20 protein-coding genes and 1 tRNA gene are annotated in these 21,937 nt (G+C 41.9%); 9 read left to right on the forward strand and 12 right to left on the reverse strand.

What is annotated here, in order from left to right; genetic code table 11:
- Positions 1–531: 531 nt before the first annotated feature.
- From IRQ78_RS19825 to cysG, 10 genes are all read right to left on the reverse strand, one after another.
- Positions 532–1,794 carry an aromatic amino acid transport family protein gene (locus tag IRQ78_RS19825; RefSeq protein WP_138600935.1) on the reverse strand — a complete coding sequence of 421 codons (1,263 nt, stop codon included), beginning with the start codon at positions 1,792–1,794 and terminating at the stop codon, positions 532–534.
- 153 nt (positions 1,795–1,947) lie between these two features.
- On the reverse strand, positions 1,948–2,139 hold the full coding sequence (locus tag IRQ78_RS19830) for a hypothetical protein (RefSeq protein WP_055022144.1): 192 nt from the start codon (positions 2,137–2,139) through the stop codon (positions 1,948–1,950).
- Between the two features lie 64 nt (positions 2,140–2,203).
- Positions 2,204–3,208: a lipase family protein gene (locus tag IRQ78_RS19835; protein WP_228482692.1), complete on the reverse strand. Its 1,005-nt coding sequence runs from the start codon at positions 3,206–3,208 to the stop codon at positions 2,204–2,206.
- Positions 3,209–3,387: 179 nt separating this feature from the next.
- A complete protein-coding gene (locus IRQ78_RS19840) occupies positions 3,388–3,825 on the reverse strand; it encodes a DUF6795 domain-containing protein (RefSeq protein WP_206004238.1) in 438 nt (145 codons plus the stop codon).
- 357 nt (positions 3,826–4,182) lie between these two features.
- Positions 4,183–4,953 (reverse strand): 3'(2'),5'-bisphosphate nucleotidase CysQ, encoded by a 771-nt coding sequence (gene cysQ, locus IRQ78_RS19845; RefSeq protein ID WP_194442956.1) that lies wholly within the window; start codon positions 4,951–4,953, stop codon positions 4,183–4,185.
- Between the two features lie 3 nt (positions 4,954–4,956).
- Positions 4,957–5,553, reverse strand: coding sequence for an adenylyl-sulfate kinase (gene cysC / locus IRQ78_RS19850; RefSeq protein ID WP_194442957.1), 597 nt, complete (start codon positions 5,551–5,553; stop codon positions 4,957–4,959).
- Positions 5,554–5,567: 14 nt separating this feature from the next.
- Positions 5,568–7,295 (reverse strand): SLC13 family permease, encoded by a 1,728-nt coding sequence (locus IRQ78_RS19855; RefSeq protein WP_054554819.1) that lies wholly within the window; start codon positions 7,293–7,295, stop codon positions 5,568–5,570.
- A gap of 32 nt (positions 7,296–7,327) precedes the next feature.
- A complete protein-coding gene (gene cysN / locus IRQ78_RS19860; RefSeq protein ID WP_138618646.1) occupies positions 7,328–8,752 on the reverse strand; it encodes a sulfate adenylyltransferase subunit CysN in 1,425 nt (474 codons plus the stop codon).
- A complete protein-coding gene (cysD, locus tag IRQ78_RS19865; protein ID WP_054554821.1) occupies positions 8,752–9,651 on the reverse strand; it encodes a sulfate adenylyltransferase subunit CysD in 900 nt (299 codons plus the stop codon). The genes cysN and cysD overlap by 1 nt, the downstream gene beginning before the upstream one ends.
- 35 nt (positions 9,652–9,686) lie before the next feature.
- Positions 9,687–11,108 carry a siroheme synthase CysG gene (cysG, locus tag IRQ78_RS19870; RefSeq protein WP_194442958.1) on the reverse strand — a complete coding sequence of 474 codons (1,422 nt, stop codon included), beginning with the start codon at positions 11,106–11,108 and terminating at the stop codon, positions 9,687–9,689.
- Positions 11,109–11,379: 271 nt separating this feature from the next.
- Between cysG and deoC the strand changes: the two genes are divergently transcribed.
- Together deoC and IRQ78_RS19880 are read left to right on the forward strand one after the other, a co-directional pair.
- Positions 11,380–12,123 (forward strand): deoxyribose-phosphate aldolase, encoded by a 744-nt coding sequence (gene deoC / locus IRQ78_RS19875; protein ID WP_138618641.1) that lies wholly within the window; start codon positions 11,380–11,382, stop codon positions 12,121–12,123.
- Complete coding sequence (locus tag IRQ78_RS19880) at positions 12,113–12,613, forward strand: hypothetical protein (protein ID WP_058586658.1); 501 nt, start codon at positions 12,113–12,115, stop codon at positions 12,611–12,613. The genes deoC and IRQ78_RS19880 overlap by 11 nt, the downstream gene beginning before the upstream one ends.
- Before the next feature lie 44 nt (positions 12,614–12,657).
- On the opposite strand, the gene IRQ78_RS19885 is transcribed toward IRQ78_RS19880, so the two are convergent.
- Both IRQ78_RS19885 and IRQ78_RS19890 read right to left on the reverse strand, forming a co-directional pair.
- On the reverse strand, positions 12,658–13,788 hold the full coding sequence (locus tag IRQ78_RS19885; RefSeq protein ID WP_138618639.1) for a CsgG/HfaB family protein: 1,131 nt from the start codon (positions 13,786–13,788) through the stop codon (positions 12,658–12,660).
- A gap of 125 nt (positions 13,789–13,913) precedes the next feature.
- Entirely contained in the window at positions 13,914–17,852 is a 3,939-nt protein-coding gene (locus IRQ78_RS19890; RefSeq protein ID WP_194442959.1) for a hybrid sensor histidine kinase/response regulator transcription factor, read from the reverse strand.
- A gap of 162 nt (positions 17,853–18,014) precedes the next feature.
- Here IRQ78_RS19890 and IRQ78_RS19895 point away from each other — a divergent pair.
- From IRQ78_RS19895 to rplL, 7 genes are all read left to right on the forward strand, one after another.
- Positions 18,015–18,091 (forward strand) — tRNA-Trp (locus tag IRQ78_RS19895).
- Positions 18,092–18,223: 132 nt separating this feature from the next.
- Positions 18,224–18,601: a preprotein translocase subunit SecE gene (gene secE, locus IRQ78_RS19900; RefSeq protein WP_036971579.1), complete on the forward strand. Its 378-nt coding sequence runs from the start codon at positions 18,224–18,226 to the stop codon at positions 18,599–18,601.
- Positions 18,602–18,605: 4 nt separating this feature from the next.
- Positions 18,606–19,163, forward strand: a complete 558-nt coding sequence (gene nusG / locus IRQ78_RS19905; protein ID WP_054554826.1) for a transcription termination/antitermination protein NusG — start codon at positions 18,606–18,608, stop codon at positions 19,161–19,163.
- A 214-nt stretch (positions 19,164–19,377) separates the two neighbouring features.
- Positions 19,378–19,806, forward strand: coding sequence for a 50S ribosomal protein L11 (gene rplK / locus IRQ78_RS19910; RefSeq protein WP_054554827.1), 429 nt, complete (start codon positions 19,378–19,380; stop codon positions 19,804–19,806).
- Between the two features lie 4 nt (positions 19,807–19,810).
- The gene (gene rplA, locus IRQ78_RS19915) at positions 19,811–20,515 is read left to right on the forward strand and encodes a 50S ribosomal protein L1 (protein ID WP_054554828.1); all 705 of its coding nucleotides are present in this window, start codon (positions 19,811–19,813) and stop codon (positions 20,513–20,515) included.
- Between the two features lie 319 nt (positions 20,516–20,834).
- Positions 20,835–21,329 (forward strand): 50S ribosomal protein L10, encoded by a 495-nt coding sequence (rplJ, locus tag IRQ78_RS19920; RefSeq protein ID WP_054554829.1) that lies wholly within the window; start codon positions 20,835–20,837, stop codon positions 21,327–21,329.
- 81 nt (positions 21,330–21,410) lie between these two features.
- Positions 21,411–21,773, forward strand: coding sequence for a 50S ribosomal protein L7/L12 (gene rplL / locus IRQ78_RS19925; protein ID WP_054554830.1), 363 nt, complete (start codon positions 21,411–21,413; stop codon positions 21,771–21,773).
- The last annotated feature ends 164 nt before the right edge of the window (positions 21,774–21,937 follow it).

A 21,937-nucleotide genomic window follows, 5' to 3' on the forward strand; every position in this document is an offset into this window, starting at 1 on the left:
ATCCAATAGAGTGTTTTCGGGCTATGACGAAATTGTCGATGAAGTTTCAAAGGCATGGAATCACTTTATTTCAATCCCGGATCGAGTGAAGAAAATGTGCAATCGGGAATGGATTAAATTGATTTAATCTTTATGCGGAATGGTATTATCCCTCAAAATGATTAAGTATTATTGCGGGTTGGTATTAGCAAGAGTAAAGTCGAACTGCGGGGTTGTCCTGTACAGAGACTCCCTCAGCAACAAACCCCGTAGAAGGCACTTCAGTGCCGAATTGAGACCTTTACATACACATTCATGGCTGAAACCATTCCTACAATTACACTTAGCCTAGAACCTCCGGCTGAGGAAGACGCAGCACCAAACACCTCCACCGCGCGGCTGATCGCTGACGGCTGAAAGCTGATAGCTCTGTGATGTGTTGGGTTTCGCTGCGCTCAACCCAACCTACGCCACGCCTTCCAACCTTCCAGTTGCTAACAAAAAAGCCCAGCCGGTTTCCCGGCTGGGCTTCTATATCTAGCAATGATGGGATTACTTAATCATGCTGTAGATAAGCGCAAATACGGCTAGAGAGCCAACTGTTAATACGAACAGTGTGCTTAAGCGGTTTCTGTATTTGTGTAAGCTAGGTACTTTATAAACGGCAATCATTGGCATGATGAAAAGGATCATGGCGATGATAGGGCCTGACAGCTGATCCATCATGTCTAAAATACTTGGGTTGATCACTGAGCAATACCAAATAGCAAAGAACATGATAACAGTGCCAATCTTATCAACGAGTTTAGGGTTCATATGGGCTTGCTTACTAACAAGGCCGTTGAAGCTCTCACGGGCACCTAAGAAGTGACCTAAGAATGAAGATGTAATCGCGATAAAGGCTACTAATGGCCCTAAGGTCGCAATAAACGAGTTATCTGTAATATTGGCAAGGAATGACAAGATAGACACGTTATCAGCTTTTGCTTGTACCATTTGTTCAGTAGATAGTGACAGCACACACGAGAATACAAACAGTAAAACAAACACGATTAATAGTAGGCTAGTACGCTTTAGAATTGCTTCTGACTTCATTTTAGCATTATTGCCGTAGTGAGCACGTTGTACATGCACAAAGCTTGAGATCGCAGCTGCGTGGCTAAATGAGAATACAATGATAGGTATTGATAACCAAAGTGTTTTCATAAAGCCTGAAAACTCAGGGACAGACACATCTGGCATTTGCCAGCTTGGGATCAGGTAAATCGATAAGAAAAACAAGATAGCGACAAGCGGATAAACAAGGATTGCAAAAGCACGTAACATCAGTGCTTCGCCACCAAGCATTAAACTGATCATACCGCCAACGAGTACACCAGATAACAGTACGCGTGGTGGTGATTCCATACCTAGTTGATTAACGATAAAGCTATCAACAGTGTTGGTTAATCCTACACCGTAAATAAGTAAAATAGGGAAGATAGAGAGAAAATACAGTAAAGAGATTAAGCGCCCGGTGTTAATGCCAAAGTGTTCTTCTACTACATCGGTAAAGTCTGCTTTAGGCTGTTTTGATGATAAAACAAATCGGGCTAAGCCTCTGTGAGCTAAGTAAGTCATCGGAAAGGCAAGGCATGCCATGATAATCAAAGGCCAAAATCCGCCGATACCGATATTAATTGGTAAGAATAAAATCCCTGCACCGACTGCGGTGCCAAATAAACTTAATACCCATTGGGTGTCATGAAGATTCCATTTTGAGTTACTACTTGTTGTCGATGCATCATACGGCATAGCATCTTGATGTGTGTTCATTAGCACTCCACTATTAGAATAATAATTGTCGCGCAGCATATAGAAAAGCGACTTAGAATGCATGTTTTAGCGTTGTATTTAAATAACTATGCTGTAAGGAGAGACTTACAAAAGAAGAAAGTTGGGCTTATTTATAAAGCCCAGTTGTGGTATTTATTCTGCTGCTGCAAGTGCGCGAGCTTTAATATCTGCGGCAAATGCTAAACCTTTCTTAAAACGTGCCTCAGCTGCAGTGATTTCACTTTCATCGCCATTAGCGGCAAGCACTCCTTGTGAAAGGGCTTTATAAAGTGCGCTAATTTGGGCCTCATAGCCGGCTTCAATTGCTTTTTCAACAGTCGTCATGGTTATTCCTTTTGTAAACTAAAATATGCCTAAAAGTTTGGTCTGATGATACATCTTAAAATGCCTACGCTACGAAAGAGAGAGCTCTTTGTGCAACTTTATTCACCATCTTTAGGGTTTGTTCAAATACCCATTTGATGAACTCAACAGTTAACTCTTTTATTTTCGCCTTCGCATATCCAGCAAATGCAAGCATACATGCAAGTAATCCATTTATCGGCCCAGACAAGTCTACAGTATGAAATTGATTGTTAGCGAGAATCACGGCAATTCTGTCATACAAACTTAAGCCATTAGCGACACCATTTTGTAAAGCATTAAGACAGCCTAGTTTAGCTTGGCGTAATACAGTCATAAGAGCTTCACTCAAACGATTCATCCAATAAATTGATGGCTGCACTTGAACCGCATGGCTAGCACTTAATACAACTCTATTAAAAGGATTGAAAGTAACTCGCTTATTAATACTTTCCCAGGTTTGCTTTTGCGAGTTTCGGGTATAAAACTTCATTACGTGATGCCATGGAATGATAAGTTGGGTACTATCCATTCTATATTCAGGGGCATTGTAAGGAGCTTGCATAAACGGCCAGAAGGGTACCATAGGCACAATATCACCACCATTGACGCAGCGATATATATTGTGAGGTTCTAAGGTATTAGTCGTGCTTAATGCAAAATTTGTTAAGCCAACTTTTGGTGCTCCAAATGTGTACAGTTTGACGTTAACGTTAAAGCATCGTTTAGCCCAATCAGCGACTAATGACGCAATCGCACCACCTAGGCTATGTCCTACACAATGAACAGTCGCTAAAGGTTTTAGCTCTTTAATCACTGGAGCTAGTTGTAGTTTTAGCGTTTCGAATACAGAATTGAAACCAGCATGGACACTATGACCGCCCTCAAACACACTTAAATTTGCTCTTAGATCGGTTGAAACATCGTACAAAGAAGCTGTTCCACGAATAGCCAGTACTAAATCATTTTTGAATGGGTTCATCCGCCCTGTAGGAGATGTGCCTTTTCCAACAAGTACAAAACCGGTTTGATGGCCACTAGCGTGAGCCATTGCTCCGCCTGATATTCCCTTAACAGGGCCTCTTGATAGATCGAATGAAAATATGTTTTCCAAAGAGTTTGAGGTAATTATTTCATACCGGCCTCTTCGGTCCGGTATTTTTATATCATAAGAAATCTTTGCTAATTCTGCACACAGAATTGGTGTTAAAGTTGCCATTGAAAATCCTTTTAATTTTGTTTTTCCCACCGAGCGATGCTTTTAATAAAGTGCTCGTCTAATGAATCTTTAGGGTTTATTAAATGGTGTTTTAATTCTTCATTCGATAAATCAGCATTCAAGTTAGCTAAACACTTTTTAAATTCAATAGGAGTTTTTAACCCATGCTGAAACCCAATCCATAGGTTATAAATCTGGCCATCTTTCTCTAGATCTATGATTATTCTAACCACGGGTTCATGAAAAATACTCCCAGGTTTACGGGACTTTAAAGATTTTGCAGGGAATTTGAAGTAACCATTATCATCGGTGTAAACACTATCTAGTTCTTCGTCATCATAGGTTAAGCTTCTCTCTACAAGCTGATTTGCAAGAGGGGTTCCATTTTCAAAAAGCTGGCCATTTACTTCAGGGCATAGCTCGACTATGTAGCGAATTAATCCGAGCATATATCATTCCTTGTTAAAACTCGTGTCCCTATAATTATCCATTTATTTATCAAAACTTCAATGAGGTAATTTATATTTTGTTGGTCTTACGGTGTTTTATTGATTGCATAAATTTAATTAATGTTTGTATATGTAAGGTGGAATAGTACTAGGGGTTTTACTTCTTGGGTTAAAGCATACTAATAATAAACTTTTAGGAAGCTTATAATTAAATTGATGTAATCTTACAGATAGTGAATTGAAATTCTGAGTATGAAATTGATCAACACTATGGTGAGATGGGTATGAATTTATTAAGTTGACGCTGGGTTTCGCTACGCTCTACCCAGCCAGCCTACGGTATTTAACGGAACGCTTTTAGTCCTGTAACGCCGATACGACAAAATACGGATTCAGATACTCTTCTTTACTGTTATACAGTAGTGGGCTGCCATCGAGTTTGCTAACCGTTGCGCCTGCTATTTCGGCAATCGCATGACCTGCTCCGGTATCCCACTCACAGGTTGGGCCAAGGCGTGGGTATATATCAGCACTCCCTTCGGCAACAAGACAAAGTTTTAGCGAGCTGCCCTTTGAAACCATTTCTACATCTTCAAACTGTTTTACAAATTCAGCTAGATCAGGAGAAGGGTGTGAACGGCTGCCGACAACACGGATAAGCCCTTTATTTGGTTTACGGGTTACCTTAAGTTCAATGCGCTCATCACCTTTATCTTTAAAGGCACCAATTGCTTCTGCGGCAATATACGACACACCTAATGCCGGTGCATCGACAACAGCTAATACTGGTTTAGCATTTTCAATCAAGGCAATGTTCACTGTGAACTCGCCATTCTTTTTGATGAACTCTTTGGTGCCATCAATTGGGTCTACTAACCAGTAGCGTTGCCAAGTTTGACGAATATCCCAGCTAATATCAGCGCTTTCTTCGCTTAGAATTGGTACATCTGGGGTAAGATGTTGTAAGCCATTCACAATCACTTTGTGAGCTGCTAGGTCGGCGTCGGTCACTGGGCTTTCATCAGCTTTGTACTCAACATTAAAGTCCTTTTCGTAAATCCCCATTATTGCACTGCCGGCTTGGCGTGCGAGGAGTAAGATTTCTTCTAGCAGTTCCGTTTGATTCATGACTTAACCTATAATTTGCTGTTGTTTTAAATACGCTACCAGCTCTTGCACCGATTGGTCTAGGGTGTTTTTACTGGTATCGATTTTAATTTCTGGCGATGTAGGGATTTGATAGTCTGAGTCGATACCTGTGAAGTGCTTAATTTCACCTGCACGGGCTTTTTTATAAAGCCCTTTAGGGTCGCGTGTTTCACACACGTCGAGCGGGGTATCTAAAAATACTTCAATAAACTCACCATCCTCTACTAAGTTTCTTACCATATCGCGTTCGCTTTGAAATGGCGAAATAAATGCGGTTAATACCACAAGACCGGCATCGACCATCAGCTTTGCAGTTTCACCAACGCGGCGAATGTTTTCCACGCGGTCTTCATCTGTAAAGCCAAGATCATTACACAAGCCATGACGCACATTGTCGCCATCAAGTAGGTAGGTATGAACGCCTAACTGGTTTAATGCGCTTTCTAGTGCGTTCGCAACTGTACTTTTGCCTGAACCTGAAAAACCTGTGAACCATAAAATGGCAGGCTTATGCTTTTTTTGCTCACTACGCTGTGATTTGCTAATGGCGTAATTATGCCAAACGATATTTTCATCCATTGTCTTTACTCTCGTTATTGAAATGGGAATACCAGCGGTATGAGTGTTAAAACCGTAATCGAGTAAATAATCGATAAAGGTAAACCCATGGCAATGTAATCTTTAAGGCGGTAATTTCCCGCGCTGTAAACCATCAAGTTAGTTTGATAACCAAATGGCGAAATGAAGCTCGCTGATGCACCAAATGCGACAGCCATAATAAAAGGCAACGGTGATACATCAAAACCAACAGCAAGTGCATACGCTACCGGAAATGAAAGCGCGGCAGCGGCGTTATTGGTAATAAGTTCGGTAAACAAAACCGTCATCAAGAATATTGCGATAAATGCGCCGTAAGGTCCAAAATCACCTAATACGTATAACATGGCTGATGAAATTTCACCGGCAAGGCCTGTGCCTATCATGAGTTTGGCAAGGCCAATAGCACTACCCACTACTGCGAGTAACTCAATTGGAAAACGACGTTTTACTTCACTTAGCTTGATTGTACCCGTTAGCATTAAACCGATAAGAAGAACGAGTAGACCTTTCACTAAGGGAACGAGGCCGACAATACTTAACCCCAATACGGCTGCAAAACTTGCTAACACAATATTTGATTGCTTAGGTTTTAAATGGGTTTGTAAATCAAGGCCTGAAATATAAACGAACTCACGTTTTAAATTAGGTAGCGAGTAAAACTCTTTGCCAGGAGCTAGGATCAGCGAGTCACCAGCTTGCAACTGAACTTTACCCAAACCACCTTGTAAACGGTCATGGCCGCGGCGAATAGCAATAACGGCAGCATGAAATTGTTCACGAAAGCGAACTTCTTTAATTGTTTTACCAATGTATTTTGAAGAATGGCTAACAACAACTTCAACTAGGTGCTCAACGTCTTTCTCATGTTTGTCGTGCACAACTTTTAAGCCGTCAAATTGGGTGAGCAGAGGTACTGACTTTATATCACCTACAAAAAGTAGTACGTCACCTTCTTTGATAACTTGTTTTGGGGTAACCGCACAAATACGTTTATCACCACGAATTATTTCGGCTAAGAACAAGTCTTTTAATTCACGAAGGCCATTTTCCTCAACACTTTTACCAATGAGTTTTGAGCCTGCTTCTACTTTACCTTCTAGGTAAAAGGGCACTACTTCTTGGTCGTTTTTACCGTTATCTGGTAAATACTTGAGCATCACTAAAATAGTGATAAGGCCAACGCTCAGTGCGCCTAAGCCAATCAAGGTAAAATCAAAAAAGCCAAGCGGCTCCATGCCCGCTTCAACGGCAAAGCCATTAACAATTAAATTGGTTGAGGTGCCAATCAGGGTGATCGTGCCACCTAAAATGGCGGTGTATGATAAAGGCAATAAAAGTTTAGACGGTGAATGTGTTGGGCTTTCTTTTATCGCACTGATCAGCGATGCCACTACCGCAGTATTATTGGTAAATGATGATAAAAAGGCGGTTGATAAACCAAGCTTGGTCACCGAACTTGTCAGGCTGCCTTTCGAAAGAGACTGAGCAAGCTTTTGCACTAACGTGGTTTTTTCTACAGCTATCGAAACGAGTACAAGTAGAATAAGAGTGATTAAAGAAGGGTTTGCATAGTTAATTAGCATATCTTCAAGGCTTATTAGCCCTGCTAAATAACTAATACCAATGGCGCCGACAAATAACCATGCAGGTTTTAGTCGAGTGCCAAAAAGGCACCCCACTAATACCAGCATAATGCCTGTTAATACCAGCTGTTGATACATGCTTTTTACTTCCTATAACAGGCGAATAGTGGTTATTTAAGCTTAGTTATATCAAGCGCTTGCCAATGAGGGAAGTGCTTGCGTACTAAAGCATTAAATTCAACTTCAAAGTCGCTAAAGCTACTTTGTTGTTCTTCAGTGCTAAGTAATTGCTCAATCATACCTGCCGCAACGGTTAGGTTTGATAAGCGGTCAATTAGGATGAACGCACCTGTTTCATGGTTGTTGTGGTACTCATCAGCCAAAATTGTTTCTGTAAGCTCTAAGGTTACAATCGCAATTTCGTTAAGTTGTAATGAGTCTGCTTGACCATGCTCAAGGGTATTTACATCAATCGTGTGATCGATTTTTCTTACCACTGCCGAGGTGTTTTTGCTGCCTAACTTAAAGTTATAGCTTTTACCTAAAACTAACGGTGCTTCATGCATCCATACTAATTTAGCTTGAATACGGTTTGTTACAGCAGCTTTTGAAGCGGCTGGTACAATTACATCGCCACGGCTGATATCAATTTCGTCGTTTAACGTTAAAGTGATTGCTTGGCCTGCTTCAGCGGTATCTAAGTTGCCATCGAAAGTCACAATCTCTTTGATGCTTGAGCTTTTACCTGATGGTAATACTTTTACAGCATCACCCACGCTGAACTTGCCAGACGTTAGAGTGCCTTGGAAGCCACGGAAGTCTAAGTTAGGGCGTACTACATATTGCACCGGAAGACGCGCTTCAAAACCGTTATCAATTTCAGCCGCTGGTGAGTCTTCAAGTAACTCAAGCAGTGGTTTATCTGTGTAATAAGGTGTGTGCTCTGAGCGTGTAACTACGTTGTCACCTTTTAGCGCTGACATAGGCACAAACTTGATATTAGTAACGTTTAGTTGATCTGCAAACTTAAGGTAGTCGGCTTTGATTTTTTCGTATACGGTTTCATCGAAATCGACGATATCCATCTTGTTGATAGCAACAACAAACTGCTTAATACCTAATGAGTCACAGATAAAGCTATGACGCTTAGTTTGTACTTGTACGCCGTAACGCGCGTCAACTAAGATAATCGCCACATCACTGGTTGATGCGCCGGTTACCATGTTGCGAGTGTACTGCTCATGTCCTGGCGTATCAGCAATAATGAACTTACGTTTTGCTGTTGAGAAGTAACGATAAGCAACGTCAATGGTAATACCTTGCTCACGTTCAGCTTGCAGACCATCTACAAGAAGTGCTAAATCAAGCTCTTCACCGGCATTACCGACTTTTTCATTGTCTTTATGCAGGGCTGCAAGTTGGTCTTCATAAATTTGGTGACTGTCATGTAAAAGGCGGCCAATCAGCGTTGATTTACCGTCATCCACACTACCACAGGTCAGCATGCGTAAAAGGCTTTTGTCTTGTTGACGTGCAAGGTAGGCGTCGATGCCTAACTCTCTTACTTCATTAATCGTGTCGTTTGTTTTAGACATTAGAAATAGCCCTCACGTTTTTTCTTTTCCATTGAACCAGCAGAGTCGTGATCAATCACGCGGCCTTCACGCTCAGAAGAGGTTGAAAGCAGCATTTCTTCGATAATTTCAGTTAAGGTACCTGCTGTTGATTCCACAGCACCCGTTAGCGGGTAACAACCAAGAGTACGAAAACGTACCGACTTCATTTGCGGTACTTCGCCTTCTTCTAATGGCATACGCTCATCATCAACCATGATTAGCGTGCCGTTACGCTCAACGACTGGGCGTTCTTTGGCAAGGTAAAGTGGAACCATTTCAATGTTTTCTTGGTAGATATACTGCCAAATATCCAGCTCAGTCCAGTTAGATAACGGGAATACACGAATGCTTTCACCCGGATTAACTTGGCTGTTGTAGGTATTCCAAAGCTCTGGACGTTGGTTTTTTGGATCCCATCTGTGGTGTTTATCACGGAATGAATAAACACGCTCTTTAGCTCGTGATTTCTCTTCGTCACGACGAGCACCACCAAATGCAGCATCAAAGCCGTATTTATCTAACGCTTGCTTTAAGCCTTGCGTTTTCATGATGTCGGTGTGCTTTGCTGAGCCGTGTACAAATGGATTGATATCAATCTCTAACCCTTCAGGGTTTTTGTGGACGATTAAATCAAAGCCATACTCTTTAGCTAGGCGGTCACGAAACGCGATCATTTCCTTAAACTTCCAGTTGGTGTCAACGTGTAAAAGTGGAAATGGGATCTTTGCTGGATAAAACGCTTTACGCGCTAAGTGTAATAACACAGATGAATCTTTACCGATTGAGTAAAGCATCACCGGGTTTTCAAACTCAGCAGCAACTTCGCGCATGATTTTGATACTTTCAGCTTCTAATTGCTGAAGGTGTGTTAAAGCCATTGTTAGTCGTCCTACTAAAATGATTAAAAGTTAAATTAAGCTACGCCAGTAATTGGCTGGGCAAAGCTGCTGGTTTGTTCTGTTTGACCAAACCATGCAAGCTGATGGTGCAATGATGCAACTTCACCAATAATTAATAGGGCGGGTGAAATAATGCTATGGCGCGAAATCAAGTCGGCCAGCTCACCTAATTGCCCTGTTACCACACGTTGTTCTTTACGTGTGCCATTTTCGATAATGGCAACCGGTGTATCTGCACCGCGGCCATGTTTTAATAGTTGTGCTTGAATATGTGGTGATTTAATCACGCCCATATAAATCGCTAAGGTCTGATTTGGCTTGGCGAGTGACTGCCAATCTAATTCTTGACCATCTTTTTTACAGTGACCTGTTAGAAACTGAATGGCTTGCGCATGATCTCTGTGAGTAAGTGGAATACCGGCATAAGCGCTACAGCCTGCAGCAGCAGTAATACCCGGTACGATTTGGTAACGTACCTTATTCGCGGCAAGAACTTGTACTTCTTCACCACCACGACCATAAATAAACGGATCGCCACCTTTAATACGGCATACTTTTTTGCCTTGCTTGGCAAAATCGACCAACATCTGATTGGTATCTTCTTGCGCTACGCTGTGATCGCCTAAACGTTTGCCTACGCAAACTAGGTCTGCATCACGGCGTACTAAATCCATAATTTCATCAGAAACCAAATAATCATATACCACCACATCAGCTTGTTGCATTAACTGTAGTGCTTTTAGTGTTAATAGCTCTGGGTCACCTGGGCCTGCACCAACAACATACACTTCGCCTTCAGGCTCTGGCTTTGCATCTAACAGTTGCTCTAACTGCGCTGTTGCAGCGCCGGTATTACCCGCTTGCACTTTACTTACAACTGATGAATCAAATACGCCTTCCCAAAACTGGCGACGATCGGCAAAGTGTTTAAAGCGTTGTTTTACTTTGTCACGAAAGCTACCAACTAATGTAGCGAGTGGACCAATATGCTGTGGAATAAGCGTTTCGAGTTTTTCGCGTAAACGACGTGCTAATACTGGCGCTGTGCCTGCGCTTGAAATTGCAATAGTGATTGGATCACGGTCAACAATTGATGGAAAAATAAAGCTGCACTTAGGTTGATCATCCACCACGTTAACGAAAATATTGCGCGCATTCGCAAGTTCGAACACGTCTTTGTTAACGCTGTCTATATCAGTTGCAGCGATCACCAGCATTTGTTGATCTAAATATTGTTCTTTGAATATATCAGTGATCAGGTTTACTTCGTTTTGCTTAGCAAGAGCAAGTAGCTCATCACAAAATTCAGGGGCGACTAGCGTCACATGAGCGCGCGCTTTTAAAAATGCACGGCATTTGCGTAACGCAACATCTCCACCGCCGACTACCAGCACAGGTTTGTCGTCTAATTTGGTAAAGATTGGTAAATATTGCACTTTGTTCTCACCCCTAAAACACATCAAGAAACTGCTTATTGCAGGCAAGTAGAATATAGTGCTCTAAAAAAAGTAAAAAATAATTAAAACCAAGTTTATATAACTAAAAGTTATACCAGGTGGTTTGTTTTGGCTTAAGACTTAGTTAACAAGGGATTGCGGCGAGTTACAAGTAAATAAGCAGCCTTATGGTGATTAGTTATGATTTATAGCCGAATGATAAAAATTTGCTACTATAGGTCACTAATATGGCAACACAACTATAAGAACTATGACTAAAATGCAAACAAGCGCTGCCCAAGCGGTGGCACTGATGGACTTAACAACTCTGAATGACAGCGACACAACACAAACCATTAATAACTTGGTTGCCAGTATTGAGCCAACGTTAGGCATTCCTGCAGCGGTTTGTGTGTATAGCCAGTTTGTTAGCGATGCAAAGCTTGCTCTCGCTGAGCGCGAACTACAGCAAGTCAAAGTGGCTACAGTTACTAACTTTCCTAGTGGGGAGCAATCGTTAGAGCAAGTGTTAAATGAAACCCTGTTTGCCATTGAGCGCGGCGCTGATGAAATTGATTTAGTGATCCCTTATAAAGCGCTAATTGCCGGTGATGAGCGCAAAGTTTTAGAGTATGTCAAAGCGTCAAAAGAGGCATGTGGCACTCAAGCGCAGCTTAAAGTCATTATCGAAAGTGGCGAATTAAGCGATGACCTCATTGTAACAGCAACAAAGCTGGCAATTGATGGCGGCGCTGACTTTGTTAAAACCAGTACCGGTAAAGTGGCTGTTAATGCAACGCTAGCTGCAACAGACATCATGTTAAGCACTATAAAAGCGAGTGGCAAAAAGGTTGGTTTTAAGGCGGCAGGCGGGGTCAGAACAGTCACCGATGCTGCTGAGTATTTAGCCCTAGCTGAGTCAATTATGGGTGAAGCGTATTTACAACCTGAGCTATTTCGTTTTGGCGCTTCTGGGTTATTAAAAGATGTGTATGCAACATTAAATGAATCGTGAAAGTGAACAAGAAAAAATAGCGCTCGAGCATGGTGCAGCAAAATTGTTTTTGCGCTGTTACGAAAAGCAGTTTGGCGTAAGTATGCGCAATATTTGGCATAACACGCCGAGCAAACCAGACGTGAGTTGTTACAAAGGTGATGAACGGCTTGATATTGAAGTTGCACATTTATATGCCAGCGAAACAGAGGCAATGGCGGTGTTAGGTCGGCCGCTGTCTATCTCAATGCAACGAGATCTTGCTGAAATGGCTTTAGCACCGAGTAACGAGCGTTTGCACTGTGCTTTACATCGTTTGCTGGCACAAAAAGCTAAGAAACACTACGAGTCTACTCAGCCTTGGTTATTAATTCGAAATGCCAGTACTATATGGCATCTTGATGATTTTAAGTCAGTACTTACTCACCTTGATGTGCCTAAGCATCATCCATTTCAACAAATTTGGTTGTTATGTGATTTTTATCGTGGTGAGTTATTACAAATTTTATAACTAAGGTTGTAAACAGCCAGTGCTGGCACTGGCTGTTAGTTTGCTTAGTTAAATTTAAACATACTGCCAAAGCTTTCTAAACTTGATTTGTTCGTTTTGGCAATACACCCTGAATCATCAAGAGACTTTTTAGTTGTCTCATCAGCAAGGCCTGTCACTTTCAGCTTTTTTTCTTGCTGATACTCAGTGAGAGCAATCACCGTTGCTTGATCGTACTCTACGTCTTCTATTTCATATTCTTCGTAGTGAGGCTGCCTTTTCAAATAACCCAAACAAACCAAGTTCAGTCGTGACATCGCTAAGTCTGTTTTTTCGTAGTAAGGCATTCTGTGAGTTGGAACACTAACCGATGCAACTGGCTTTTTAGCGGGTGCTGCTGCGGTTACTTTTAGTGGTGCAGGGGCTGTATGGCCAGCTGCAATGGTGTTATCACTATTATAGCGATAATAAGTTGTTGGCACTTTTGACTCTAAAAACTCAACAGCTTTTACGATCACTTCGCGCAATGCTTTTTCTTTTGGTGTGTTTGACCAGCTACTTAGATTACCACCAACAAGTGCGCCACCAAAATTGGTAGCTGCAGATGTAAAGTCAAAATCTTTACTGCCACCTTCAACACTGGTAGCGGCTAAAATACGAGAAGTACGCGTATCGATTAATCGTAAATCAATCGCCATGTGCGAACTTGAAAAACCCGCCGATACCGAGCTAAATACATCACCGATAAAGCCACCACTGCCGACACGAGTGCCTGAGTTGTCATCATCAAACTCTGTGACTGCGGCAACCACAACAATTTCGGCTCCCTCTATTTCACCATACGCAGCACCAGAAGCTGCACTCACACGGCCTGACACAGCAAGGTCTTGTTCTGATAATACGGCATCAAGTGCTTGTCGCTCTAAAACAATGAACCGATTGGTGCTAACTAATGCGGTTGTAAGTTGATCGGCCATACCTTCACCAATTTCTTTACGCCACCAACGTGAATCGTTTGATTTATCAGTAAAGCGGGCAACAGCGATCCGAGCTTTTGGGCCATTGTATTGCTGCTGTGCAACTTCGTTTATATCTGGGCTATTGGTATTACTGGTGGTTGTCGAAGTACTCTGGCATGCAGTCAGTGCCGCAGCAAGTAACGTAATCGAAATTGCTTTGTGTGTTTTGGTGAGCATATGACTTTCCTTAACTTATATCTCATGCAGTAAATAACGCCGCACTATGGGCTTTGTTGTTATTGACGTTTGTATGGATAAGCTATAAAAATCAGTGTTTTATTAATAGCACTCAGGCGAAAACTTTATTCACTGACGCGAAATTCGGCATGTTTTTGATGTTTTTCTCGATACTGTTTTGGTGATAAGCCAACATAGCTCTTAAAGCTTCGGGCAAAATAGCTTTGTGAACTAAATCCGGTTTGTTCTGCGACTTGACCAATTGCTAACGCGCTATCGATTAGCTGTTTTTTTGCAAACTCTAAACGAGTATTACGTAAATAGTCAGAAGGCGTTTGTGAGTACAAAGCTTTCATTTTTAGTTGCAGAGCTCGAGAGCTTAAACATAACGCAGAGGCTAATTGTTCAACCGAAAAGCTTTCATCTTGGTAATGTGCTTGTACTATTTGCTTAAGCTTTTCTGTAAAAGAGTAATCTTTATTTTGCACAGTTACTGCAGCTGTATCGCTATTAAGAGGAGCTGCCAGTTGTGCTGTTAGGTGTTGGTTTAAAATATGTCTTAGATTAAGCAGGCCTTTTACTCTGCTTACTAATAGAGTCGGTTCAAAAGGTTTACTCAAAAAATCATCAGCTAATAAATCAAGCCCTTTTAAGCGGCTTTGGGTATCTGCTTTAGCAGAAAGTAATAATACTGGGATATGGCTGGTGGCCGGATTTGCTCGAAGGGCTGCTAGTAGTTGATAACCATCCATATTTGGCATCATCACATCACTAATAATGAGCTCAGGTAAGTTTGACTGGCAAAGGTCGAGAGCTTGCTGACCATCAGTTGCACAAATGCAGTTAAACTCTTTATTAAATAAAGAAAGGAGTAGCTCTGCCATTTCCTCATTATCTTCAACAATCAGCAGTGTTGGTTTTGAGGTATGAACTTGCATAGCGCTACTTGCTTGATTATCAGCACTTTCAATCATAGGTAATGACACAGTAAAGCAGCTACCTTCAGCGATTTTACTGCTTACACTAATCGAACCACCGTATTGTTCAACGAGTTGTTTTACTAAGCTCAGGCCAATACCACTTCCTGCTTCTGAAGATGTTAAGCGAGTAAAGCGCTGAAAAATCGACTGCTGATGCTCACTGGCAATACCCACACCGGTATCAGTAATTTTAAACTTTAACGCTTGTTGTACTTCACTAAGGTGAATATCGACTGTGCCACCTGCAGGGGTGTACTTAAGAGCGTTGCTTATCAGATTACTAAAAATCGAGTGAGCATGTTCAGGAGCAAGGTTAATCTTAAGTGCTGTAGTGGTGGTGTCAGTGAAGCTAAATTGCAGCTGTTTTTGCTCGTACAGAGGCCTGAAATCCGCCACTAAATCTGTTAAAAATGGCGTAATAGAATAGGGGCTGACAGTGTAAATTGCCGTGCTTGGGCGTTGACTCAATTGTAAAAGTTGATTGATTAGCTCTAGTAAGCGTTGGCAGTTTCGTTTAATACTGGCTAGTTGCGTTTGAGCTTTTGGATCGGCATTGCTTCGCTGCAATTGACTGATCGGAGCGAGTATTAAGCTAAGTGGTGTTTTGAGTTCGTGGCTAATGTTATCTAAAAACTGGTCTTTTAATTTGTTTAGCTCAATTTCGGTTTGCTTCTCTTGCTCTGCTAGTTTGCGCTTGTACAAGGCATTTAACACAAGCCAAGTCAGTGCTAAAGCAAACACAAAGTAAATACAGTAGGCTAGTTTAGTTTGCCACCAAGGAGGCACAACAGTAAGTTCTAACAGCTGTGTACTGTCACTCCATTGACCATATTGATCTTTTGCTTTTAGCAATAACTGGTAGTGACCAGCAGGCAGCTGTGGATAGTTAATTTGTCTAAGGGATGCATCGGTATATAAAAATTGCTCATCAAAGCCAGCTAGCTTGTAGCCATATTGATAATGTTTTGGAGTCGCACCATTTTTTAATGCACTAAATTTAAAGCCGATAACCCCCGCTGATTTTGCAAACGAGAATGTCTGAGTTGCACTAGCAAGGGTATTGCTTTGCTTATCAAAATGATTACTTTTAATTGTTTGGTTATTAAGTAATAACTCAGTTAACACTGGCGTAGGGGGTGTGTGCGATAAGGTTAGTTGCTCAGGGTAAAAATGATTGTAGCCATTAATACCGCCAAAAAATAACTCGCCATCGTCAGCTTGAAAGCTCGCACCTAATATAAATGATTGATGCTGAATGCCGTCTTCTGGTAGAAACTGCTGCATTTGCTGCGTGCTGGGGTTATAACGAGTGAGTCCGCCATTGGTTGCAAGCCAAAGCATGTCTTGTTTATCCGCAAGAATGTCAAAAATGTTGTCGTTAGCTAAACCTTGTTGTTCAGTAATCTGTTTCACTGTGAGGGTATGCTTGTTGACTTGATTCAAGCCTTGCATGGTGCCAACCCAAATGCTGTCTTCACTGAGTAATAAAGAGGTAACCATATTGTGGCTAAGCCCTGTCTCACCAGAGCTTTGTTCATCTAATAAACTAAATTGCTCTGTTGATATATCGAGTTTATTGAGTCCTGCTCGGGTACCAATCCACAGTGCATGCTCTTTATTATCATAAGCCAAAGTAAATACGGTGTTGTTGGCAAGGCTATTTTGCGTATCACTGTGCTTATAGTGAGTTACTTTGGCAGAGGCAGGCTCGAAACGGGTTAGGCCTTGGTTACTACCAAGCCAAAGCGCACCTGTTTTGTCGCTGGTAATTGCGTAAACACGGTCACTGGCTAGCTGGTGGCTTTGCATGGTGAAAGCTGTAAACTCATCAAGGCTGTCTTGATACTTTATTAAGCCGCCTCCGTACGTACCTATCCACAAATGCTGGTTAGCGTCTTCGTGTAGGGCAAATATATTGTTGTTGGTTAGGGCGTCTTTAAAGTGCTGATAACCCGATGGTGTTTTGCGATTGAGTCCATCACGGGTACCAACCCAGACCTCACCATTGGCTCTTTTAACTATTGAACGAACAAAGTTATGGCTTAACGAATTTGCTTGAGAGGTTTTTAATTGATGAGAGAACTGTTGCTGCTTAGGATCATAGCGGTGCACACCATAGCCGTCTGTGCCCAGCCAAATAATACCTTGCGAGTCTTGATAAAGAGAAAGCAAATAGTCGCTGCTTAAGCCATTGTGGTTTTGTTTGTCATGACGATGTTGAGTGAATTGCTTTTGTAAGTCAGCACCAGCAGGCAAAAAGTAGAGCCCTTGTCCATAGCTTGTAAGCCAAAGGTTTTGCTGTTGGTCAATCAGGCTGTCTGTTACCCAGGTTCCGTTAAACTGTTCGATTTTTTCACTACTTTGCGTTGCTAAATTTAATATATAAAGACCTTTTTTAGCGCCAATAAGCAGCTTTTCGTCATTAAGCAATTTGAGATGCCAGAGCGGCACGGAGATCTGAGCATGTTGAGTAAATTGCTCTGCGCTTGGGTTAAATGAAATAAGCCCTTTATCTGTGGCAAGCCAAATTAGTTCATCGGTAATAACAATGTCTCGAATTAGTGGCTGCGCTGATTTATAGTGAAAGTGTGTAAAGCTACTGCTTGATAAATCAAAACGAGTTAATTTACCGTGTTCGTGACCTAGCCACAAAACATCGTCTTTAGCTAACGCCATAGACCAAATTTTACTTTCACTCAGCCCATCATTACCAGATGCAGAGTAAACCTCAAACAGACCTGTTTTAGGGTTAAGTCTATTAAGCCCTTTGCTTGCAGTCGAAAACCATAGCTGGTTTTTACTATCTCTAACACAGCCTGTAATCCAATTCCCTGAAATGCTTTTATCATCGCTGTTAGCTTTAAAGCGTTTAAATTCATAACCATCAAAGCGGTTTAAGCCACCTTGTGTGGCAAACCATAAAAAGCCTTGTTGGTCAGTGATGCTGCAAGTGATTGAATTTTGGCTCAGGCCCTGCTGACTATTAAAAGTGCCTAGGTGTAAAGAACGTGCACTAGCCTGATTAGCTATCAACAAAATGAGGCATAACAATACAATATTAAAAGGGGATTTTAATAGCAGCACACTGATCCATGTTGTTTTATGTTCCTGTAATGGGTTTATGATAAACTGCTTTTTAATCAATGTTAATATTGATTTTTAAACCAACTGATGAGATTTTAACTAATGGGTATCTTTTACTCTTGTGTTAATGAATTGCGTAAGTATAATAGGCATCCACTTTGCAGGGGCGTAGTTCCAATTGGTAGAACAGCGGTCTCCAAAACCGACGGTTGGGAGTTCGAATCTCTCCGCCCCTGCCACTTTTTACACAATGTGTGCTAAGTCTGAAATTAAAAATCGGTTTAAACAAGTCAGTTTTTAAGTTTAGATTTTAATGGATTAACCCTGCCAGAGCGCAGGGTTGTTGTGTCTGTAGTTAAGGTAAAAATATTATGAGCACGAATGTAGAAACACCATCAAGTGCGATGGATTCAGTAAAGTGGATTGTAGCAATTGCGCTACTAGCAGGCGCAGTCGTTGGTAACCACATGTATGCAGACCAATCTGTATTATTACGTGCTATTGGTGTAGTGGTTGCTGTTGCAGCTGGTTTAGGCATTGCCTCACTAACTGAAAAAGGTCGTACTTTTCTTGCGTTTGCAAAAGAAGCACGTATCGAAGTACGTAAAGTTGTGTGGCCAACTCGCCAAGAAACAACACATACGACATTAATTGTAATGGTTGCAACTGTGATTATGGCGCTTATCCTTTGGGGATTAGATGGCATTTTATTCCGCGCAGTAGGCTTTTTAACTGGATTGGAGATCTAATCCCATGTCGGATGAGAAGAACGAAAAGAAACTACGTTGGTACGTAGTACAAGCTTTCTCTGGTTACGAGAAGCGTGTAGCACAAACTATTCTTGAGCACATCAAGATCGAAGGTTTGGAAGATAGTTTTGGTGAAGTATTAGTACCAACTGAAGAAGTTGTTGAGATGCGCGCTGGTCAAAAGCGTAAATCTGAGCGTAAATTCTTCCCAGGTTACGTACTAGTTCAAATGGACATGAACGATGCAAGCTGGCACTTAGTGAACAGCACTGCACGTGTTATGGGCTTCATTGGTGGTACGTCTGATCGTCCAGCGCCAATTAGCCAAAAAGAAGCTGACCGCATCTTAAACCGTCTTCAAGAGAACTCTGAAGCACCTAAGCCAGCTACATTATTCGAGCCAGGCGAAGTTGTTCGTGTTATCGATGGTCCATTTGCTGACTTCAGCGGTGTTGTTGAAGAAGTTGATTACGAGAAGAGCCGCGTGAAAGTGTCTGTTCTTATCTTCGGTCGTTCGACACCTGTTGACCTAGAATTTGGTCAAGTTGAGCAAGACAAGTAAGTAAAAAATTAAAGCTGCCAAAATCGTTTAATTTTTTGGCAATACGCTTGAAAAAGGCCGCTGATTAACTTATAATCAGCGGCCTTTTTGTGTTAGGGCAAGTTCTAACTTGTTTTATCACTAAAAAGTGAGAACCAATTTTTAAACTGGGAAGCCGTTAGAGTACGCGTCCTCGCGCGCACAAGGCTATGACCCACCAAATGAGGTATTTATTATGGCTAAAAAAGTTGAAGCTATTATCAAGCTACAAGTTGCCGCTGGTATGGCTAACCCTAGTCCTCCAGTAGGTCCAGCACTAGGTCAACACGGTGTAAACATCATGGAATTCTGTAAAGCGTTCAACGCACGTACAGAATCTATCGAAAAAGGCGCTCCAGTTCCTGTAGTGATCTCTGTTTACGGTGACCGTTCTTTCACGTTCGACATGAAAACTCCACCGGCTGCTTACTTACTTAAGAAAGCTGCAGGCATCAAATCAGGTTCTGGCCGTCCTAACACTGAAAAAGTGGGTACAGTAACTCGTGCTCAACTTGAAGAAATCGTTGAGACAAAACGACCTGACCTTACAGCGGCTGATATGGACGCTGCAGTTCGCACTATCGCAGGTTCTGCGCGTGCGATGGGCTTGAACGTAGAGGACTAAGATAATGGCAAAATTAACTAAACGTATGCGTACTATCCGCGAAAAAGTGGATGTAACTAAAGATTACGAAATCAACGAAGCAGTTGCTCTTTTAAAAGAGTTAGCGACAGCTAAATTCGTAGAAAGTGTTGACGTTGCTGTTAACCTTGGTATCGATGCTCGTAAATCTGACCAAAACGTACGTGGTGCAACTGTACTACCTAACGGTACTGGTCGTGAAGTTCGTGTTGCTGTATTCACACAAGGCGCTAACGCAGATGCTGCGAAAGAAGCTGGTGCTGAATTAGTGGGCATGGAAGATCTTGCTGATCTAGTTAAGAAAGGCGAGATGAACTTTGACGTTGTTGTTGCATCTCCAGACGCTATGCGTGTTGTTGGTCAACTAGGTCAAATCTTAGGTCCACGTGGTCTAATGCCAAACCCTAAAACTGGTACTGTAACGCCTAACGTTGCAGAAGCAGTTAAAAACGCGAAAGCAGGTCAAGTTCGTTACCGTAACGACAAGAACGGTATCATCCATACTACTATCGGTAAGGTTGATTTCACTGCTGAGCAACTTCAACAAAACCTTGAAGCTCTTATTGTTGCGCTTAAGAAGGCTAAACCTTCTCAAGCAAAAGGTACTTACGTGAAGAAAGTAACTATCTCTACAACAATGGGCGCAGGTGTTGCTGTTGACCAAAACTCTCTAAGCACAGTTGTTGCTTAATTAAGAGTTTACATGGCGCGAAATTTGAACTATAATTTTGCGCCATTTTGTTGAGAAAGTTAATTTCAAAACAAGTAAAGAATTCGGGTTGAAGTCCATAATTTCGTAATGCCTTCGGGTAAAAACGATAAATTGGACTTCCGTCCAAGACCGTAGGCGGCTTCGGCCTTAATATTTTACCTACGTAGACGGTGTGAATCCCCAGATAGATTTTTCCTAATCTTCTGGCTCTCGCCGTAAAAAGCATCTCCATCTTAGATGGGGAAGAGTAGAACAGGGAAGCCAATTTCGGCAACCCATTAAACCAGGAGTAACACCCATGGCTTTAAATCTTCAAGGCAAAAAAGCAATTGTTGCTGAAGTCAACGAAGCAGCCACTGGTGCTCTTTCTGCAGTTGTTGCAGATTCTCGTGGTGTAACAGTTGGTGCTATCACTGCCCTTCGTAAAGAAGCTCGTGAAGCTGGTGTATGGATGAAAGTTGTTCGTAACACTTTAGCTAAACGTGCTGTTGAAGGTACAGATTTTGAGTGCCTTTCTGACTCACTTGTAGGTCCAAGCTTAATCGCTTTCTCTTCAGAGCACCCAGGTGCTGCTGCGCGTATCTTCAAAGATTTCGCGAAGAAGAACGAGAAATTCGAAGTTAAGACGGCTGCATTTGAAGGTAACGTAGTAGACGCAGCTATGCTAGCAACTCTACCTACTTACGACGAAGCTGTTGCACGCTTAATGAGCGCTATGAAAGAAGCGTCTGCAGGTAAATTGTGTAAAACAATTGAAGCAGTACGTGTACAGAAAGAAGAGCAAGCTGCTTAATTTTAAGCTGTTTTTTTGTTCACTTTCGGTGTAATATTTTTTTTGGGCTATATTTAGTCCGTAATAATTAGGAAATTTGTAATGTCTGTAACTAAAGACCAAATCCTTGATGCTATTGCTGAAATGTCAGTAATGGACGTTGTTGCTCTAGTTGAAGCAATGGAAGAAAAATTCGGCGTAACTGCAGCTGCTGCTGTTGTTGCTGGTCCTGCTGCTGAAGCAGCTGAAGAAAAGACTGAGTTCGACGTAATCCTTACTGGCGCTGGCGCTAACAAGGTTGCAGCTATCAAAGCTGTACGTGGTGCTACTGGTCTTGGCCTTAAAGAAGCTAAAGCACTTGTTGAAGCTGCTCCTGCACCTATCAAAGAAGGTGTATCTAAAGAAGAAGCTGAAGCACTTGCAAAAGACCTTACTGAAGCTGGTGCTGAAGTTGAGGTTAAGTAATCTAGCTTACGCTAGGTTCGCTGCCTGAGTAATCAGGCAAGGGCTGGTGATTATTTAATCACCGGCCTTTTTGCGCTATAGAGCGATGCAATCCTGTAACGCAAATAAAATCTAATTTTCTCTTTACTTTCAAGTTGTTACCTATTTTGGTATTGAAAGTGTCA

Origin of the sequence: Pseudoalteromonas simplex (assembly GCF_015278155.1) — a bacterium.
Classification (GTDB): Bacteria; Pseudomonadota; Gammaproteobacteria; order Enterobacterales; family Alteromonadaceae; genus Pseudoalteromonas; species Pseudoalteromonas simplex.

Bases quoted from the DNA above. Each gene is read 5' to 3' on its own strand.
- rplJ (WP_054554829.1), top strand. From the start codon at position 20,835: ATGGCTTTAAATCTTCAAGGCAAAAAAGCAATTGTTGCTGAAGTCAAC.
- IRQ78_RS19825 (WP_138600935.1), bottom strand. From the start codon at position 1,794: ATGAACACACATCAAGATGCTATGCCGTATGATGCATCGACAACAAGT.
- IRQ78_RS19840 (WP_206004238.1), bottom strand. From the start codon at position 3,825: ATGCTCGGATTAATTCGCTACATAGTCGAGCTATGCCCTGAAGTAAAT.
- cysQ (WP_194442956.1), bottom strand. From the start codon at position 4,953: ATGAATCAAACGGAACTGCTAGAAGAAATCTTACTCCTCGCACGCCAA.
- cysC (WP_194442957.1), bottom strand. From the start codon at position 5,553: ATGGATGAAAATATCGTTTGGCATAATTACGCCATTAGCAAATCACAG.
- nusG (WP_054554826.1), top strand. From the start codon at position 18,606: ATGTCGGATGAGAAGAACGAAAAGAAACTACGTTGGTACGTAGTACAA.
- cysN (WP_138618646.1), bottom strand. From the start codon at position 8,752: ATGTCTAAAACAAACGACACGATTAATGAAGTAAGAGAGTTAGGCATC.
- IRQ78_RS19830 (WP_055022144.1), bottom strand. From the start codon at position 2,139: ATGACGACTGTTGAAAAAGCAATTGAAGCCGGCTATGAGGCCCAAATT.
- IRQ78_RS19855 (WP_054554819.1), bottom strand. From the start codon at position 7,295: ATGTATCAACAGCTGGTATTAACAGGCATTATGCTGGTATTAGTGGGG.
- rplL (WP_054554830.1), top strand. From the start codon at position 21,411: ATGTCTGTAACTAAAGACCAAATCCTTGATGCTATTGCTGAAATGTCA.
- rplA (WP_054554828.1), top strand. From the start codon at position 19,811: ATGGCAAAATTAACTAAACGTATGCGTACTATCCGCGAAAAAGTGGAT.
- IRQ78_RS19885 (WP_138618639.1), bottom strand. From the start codon at position 13,788: ATGCTCACCAAAACACACAAAGCAATTTCGATTACGTTACTTGCTGCG.
- cysD (WP_054554821.1), bottom strand. From the start codon at position 9,651: ATGGCTTTAACACACCTTCAGCAATTAGAAGCTGAAAGTATCAAAATC.
- secE (WP_036971579.1), top strand. From the start codon at position 18,224: ATGAGCACGAATGTAGAAACACCATCAAGTGCGATGGATTCAGTAAAG.
- deoC (WP_138618641.1), top strand. From the start codon at position 11,380: ATGACTAAAATGCAAACAAGCGCTGCCCAAGCGGTGGCACTGATGGAC.
- rplK (WP_054554827.1), top strand. From the start codon at position 19,378: ATGGCTAAAAAAGTTGAAGCTATTATCAAGCTACAAGTTGCCGCTGGT.
- IRQ78_RS19880 (WP_058586658.1), top strand. From the start codon at position 12,113: ATGAATCGTGAAAGTGAACAAGAAAAAATAGCGCTCGAGCATGGTGCA.
- IRQ78_RS19835 (WP_228482692.1), bottom strand. From the start codon at position 3,208: ATGGCTCACGCTAGTGGCCATCAAACCGGTTTTGTACTTGTTGGAAAA.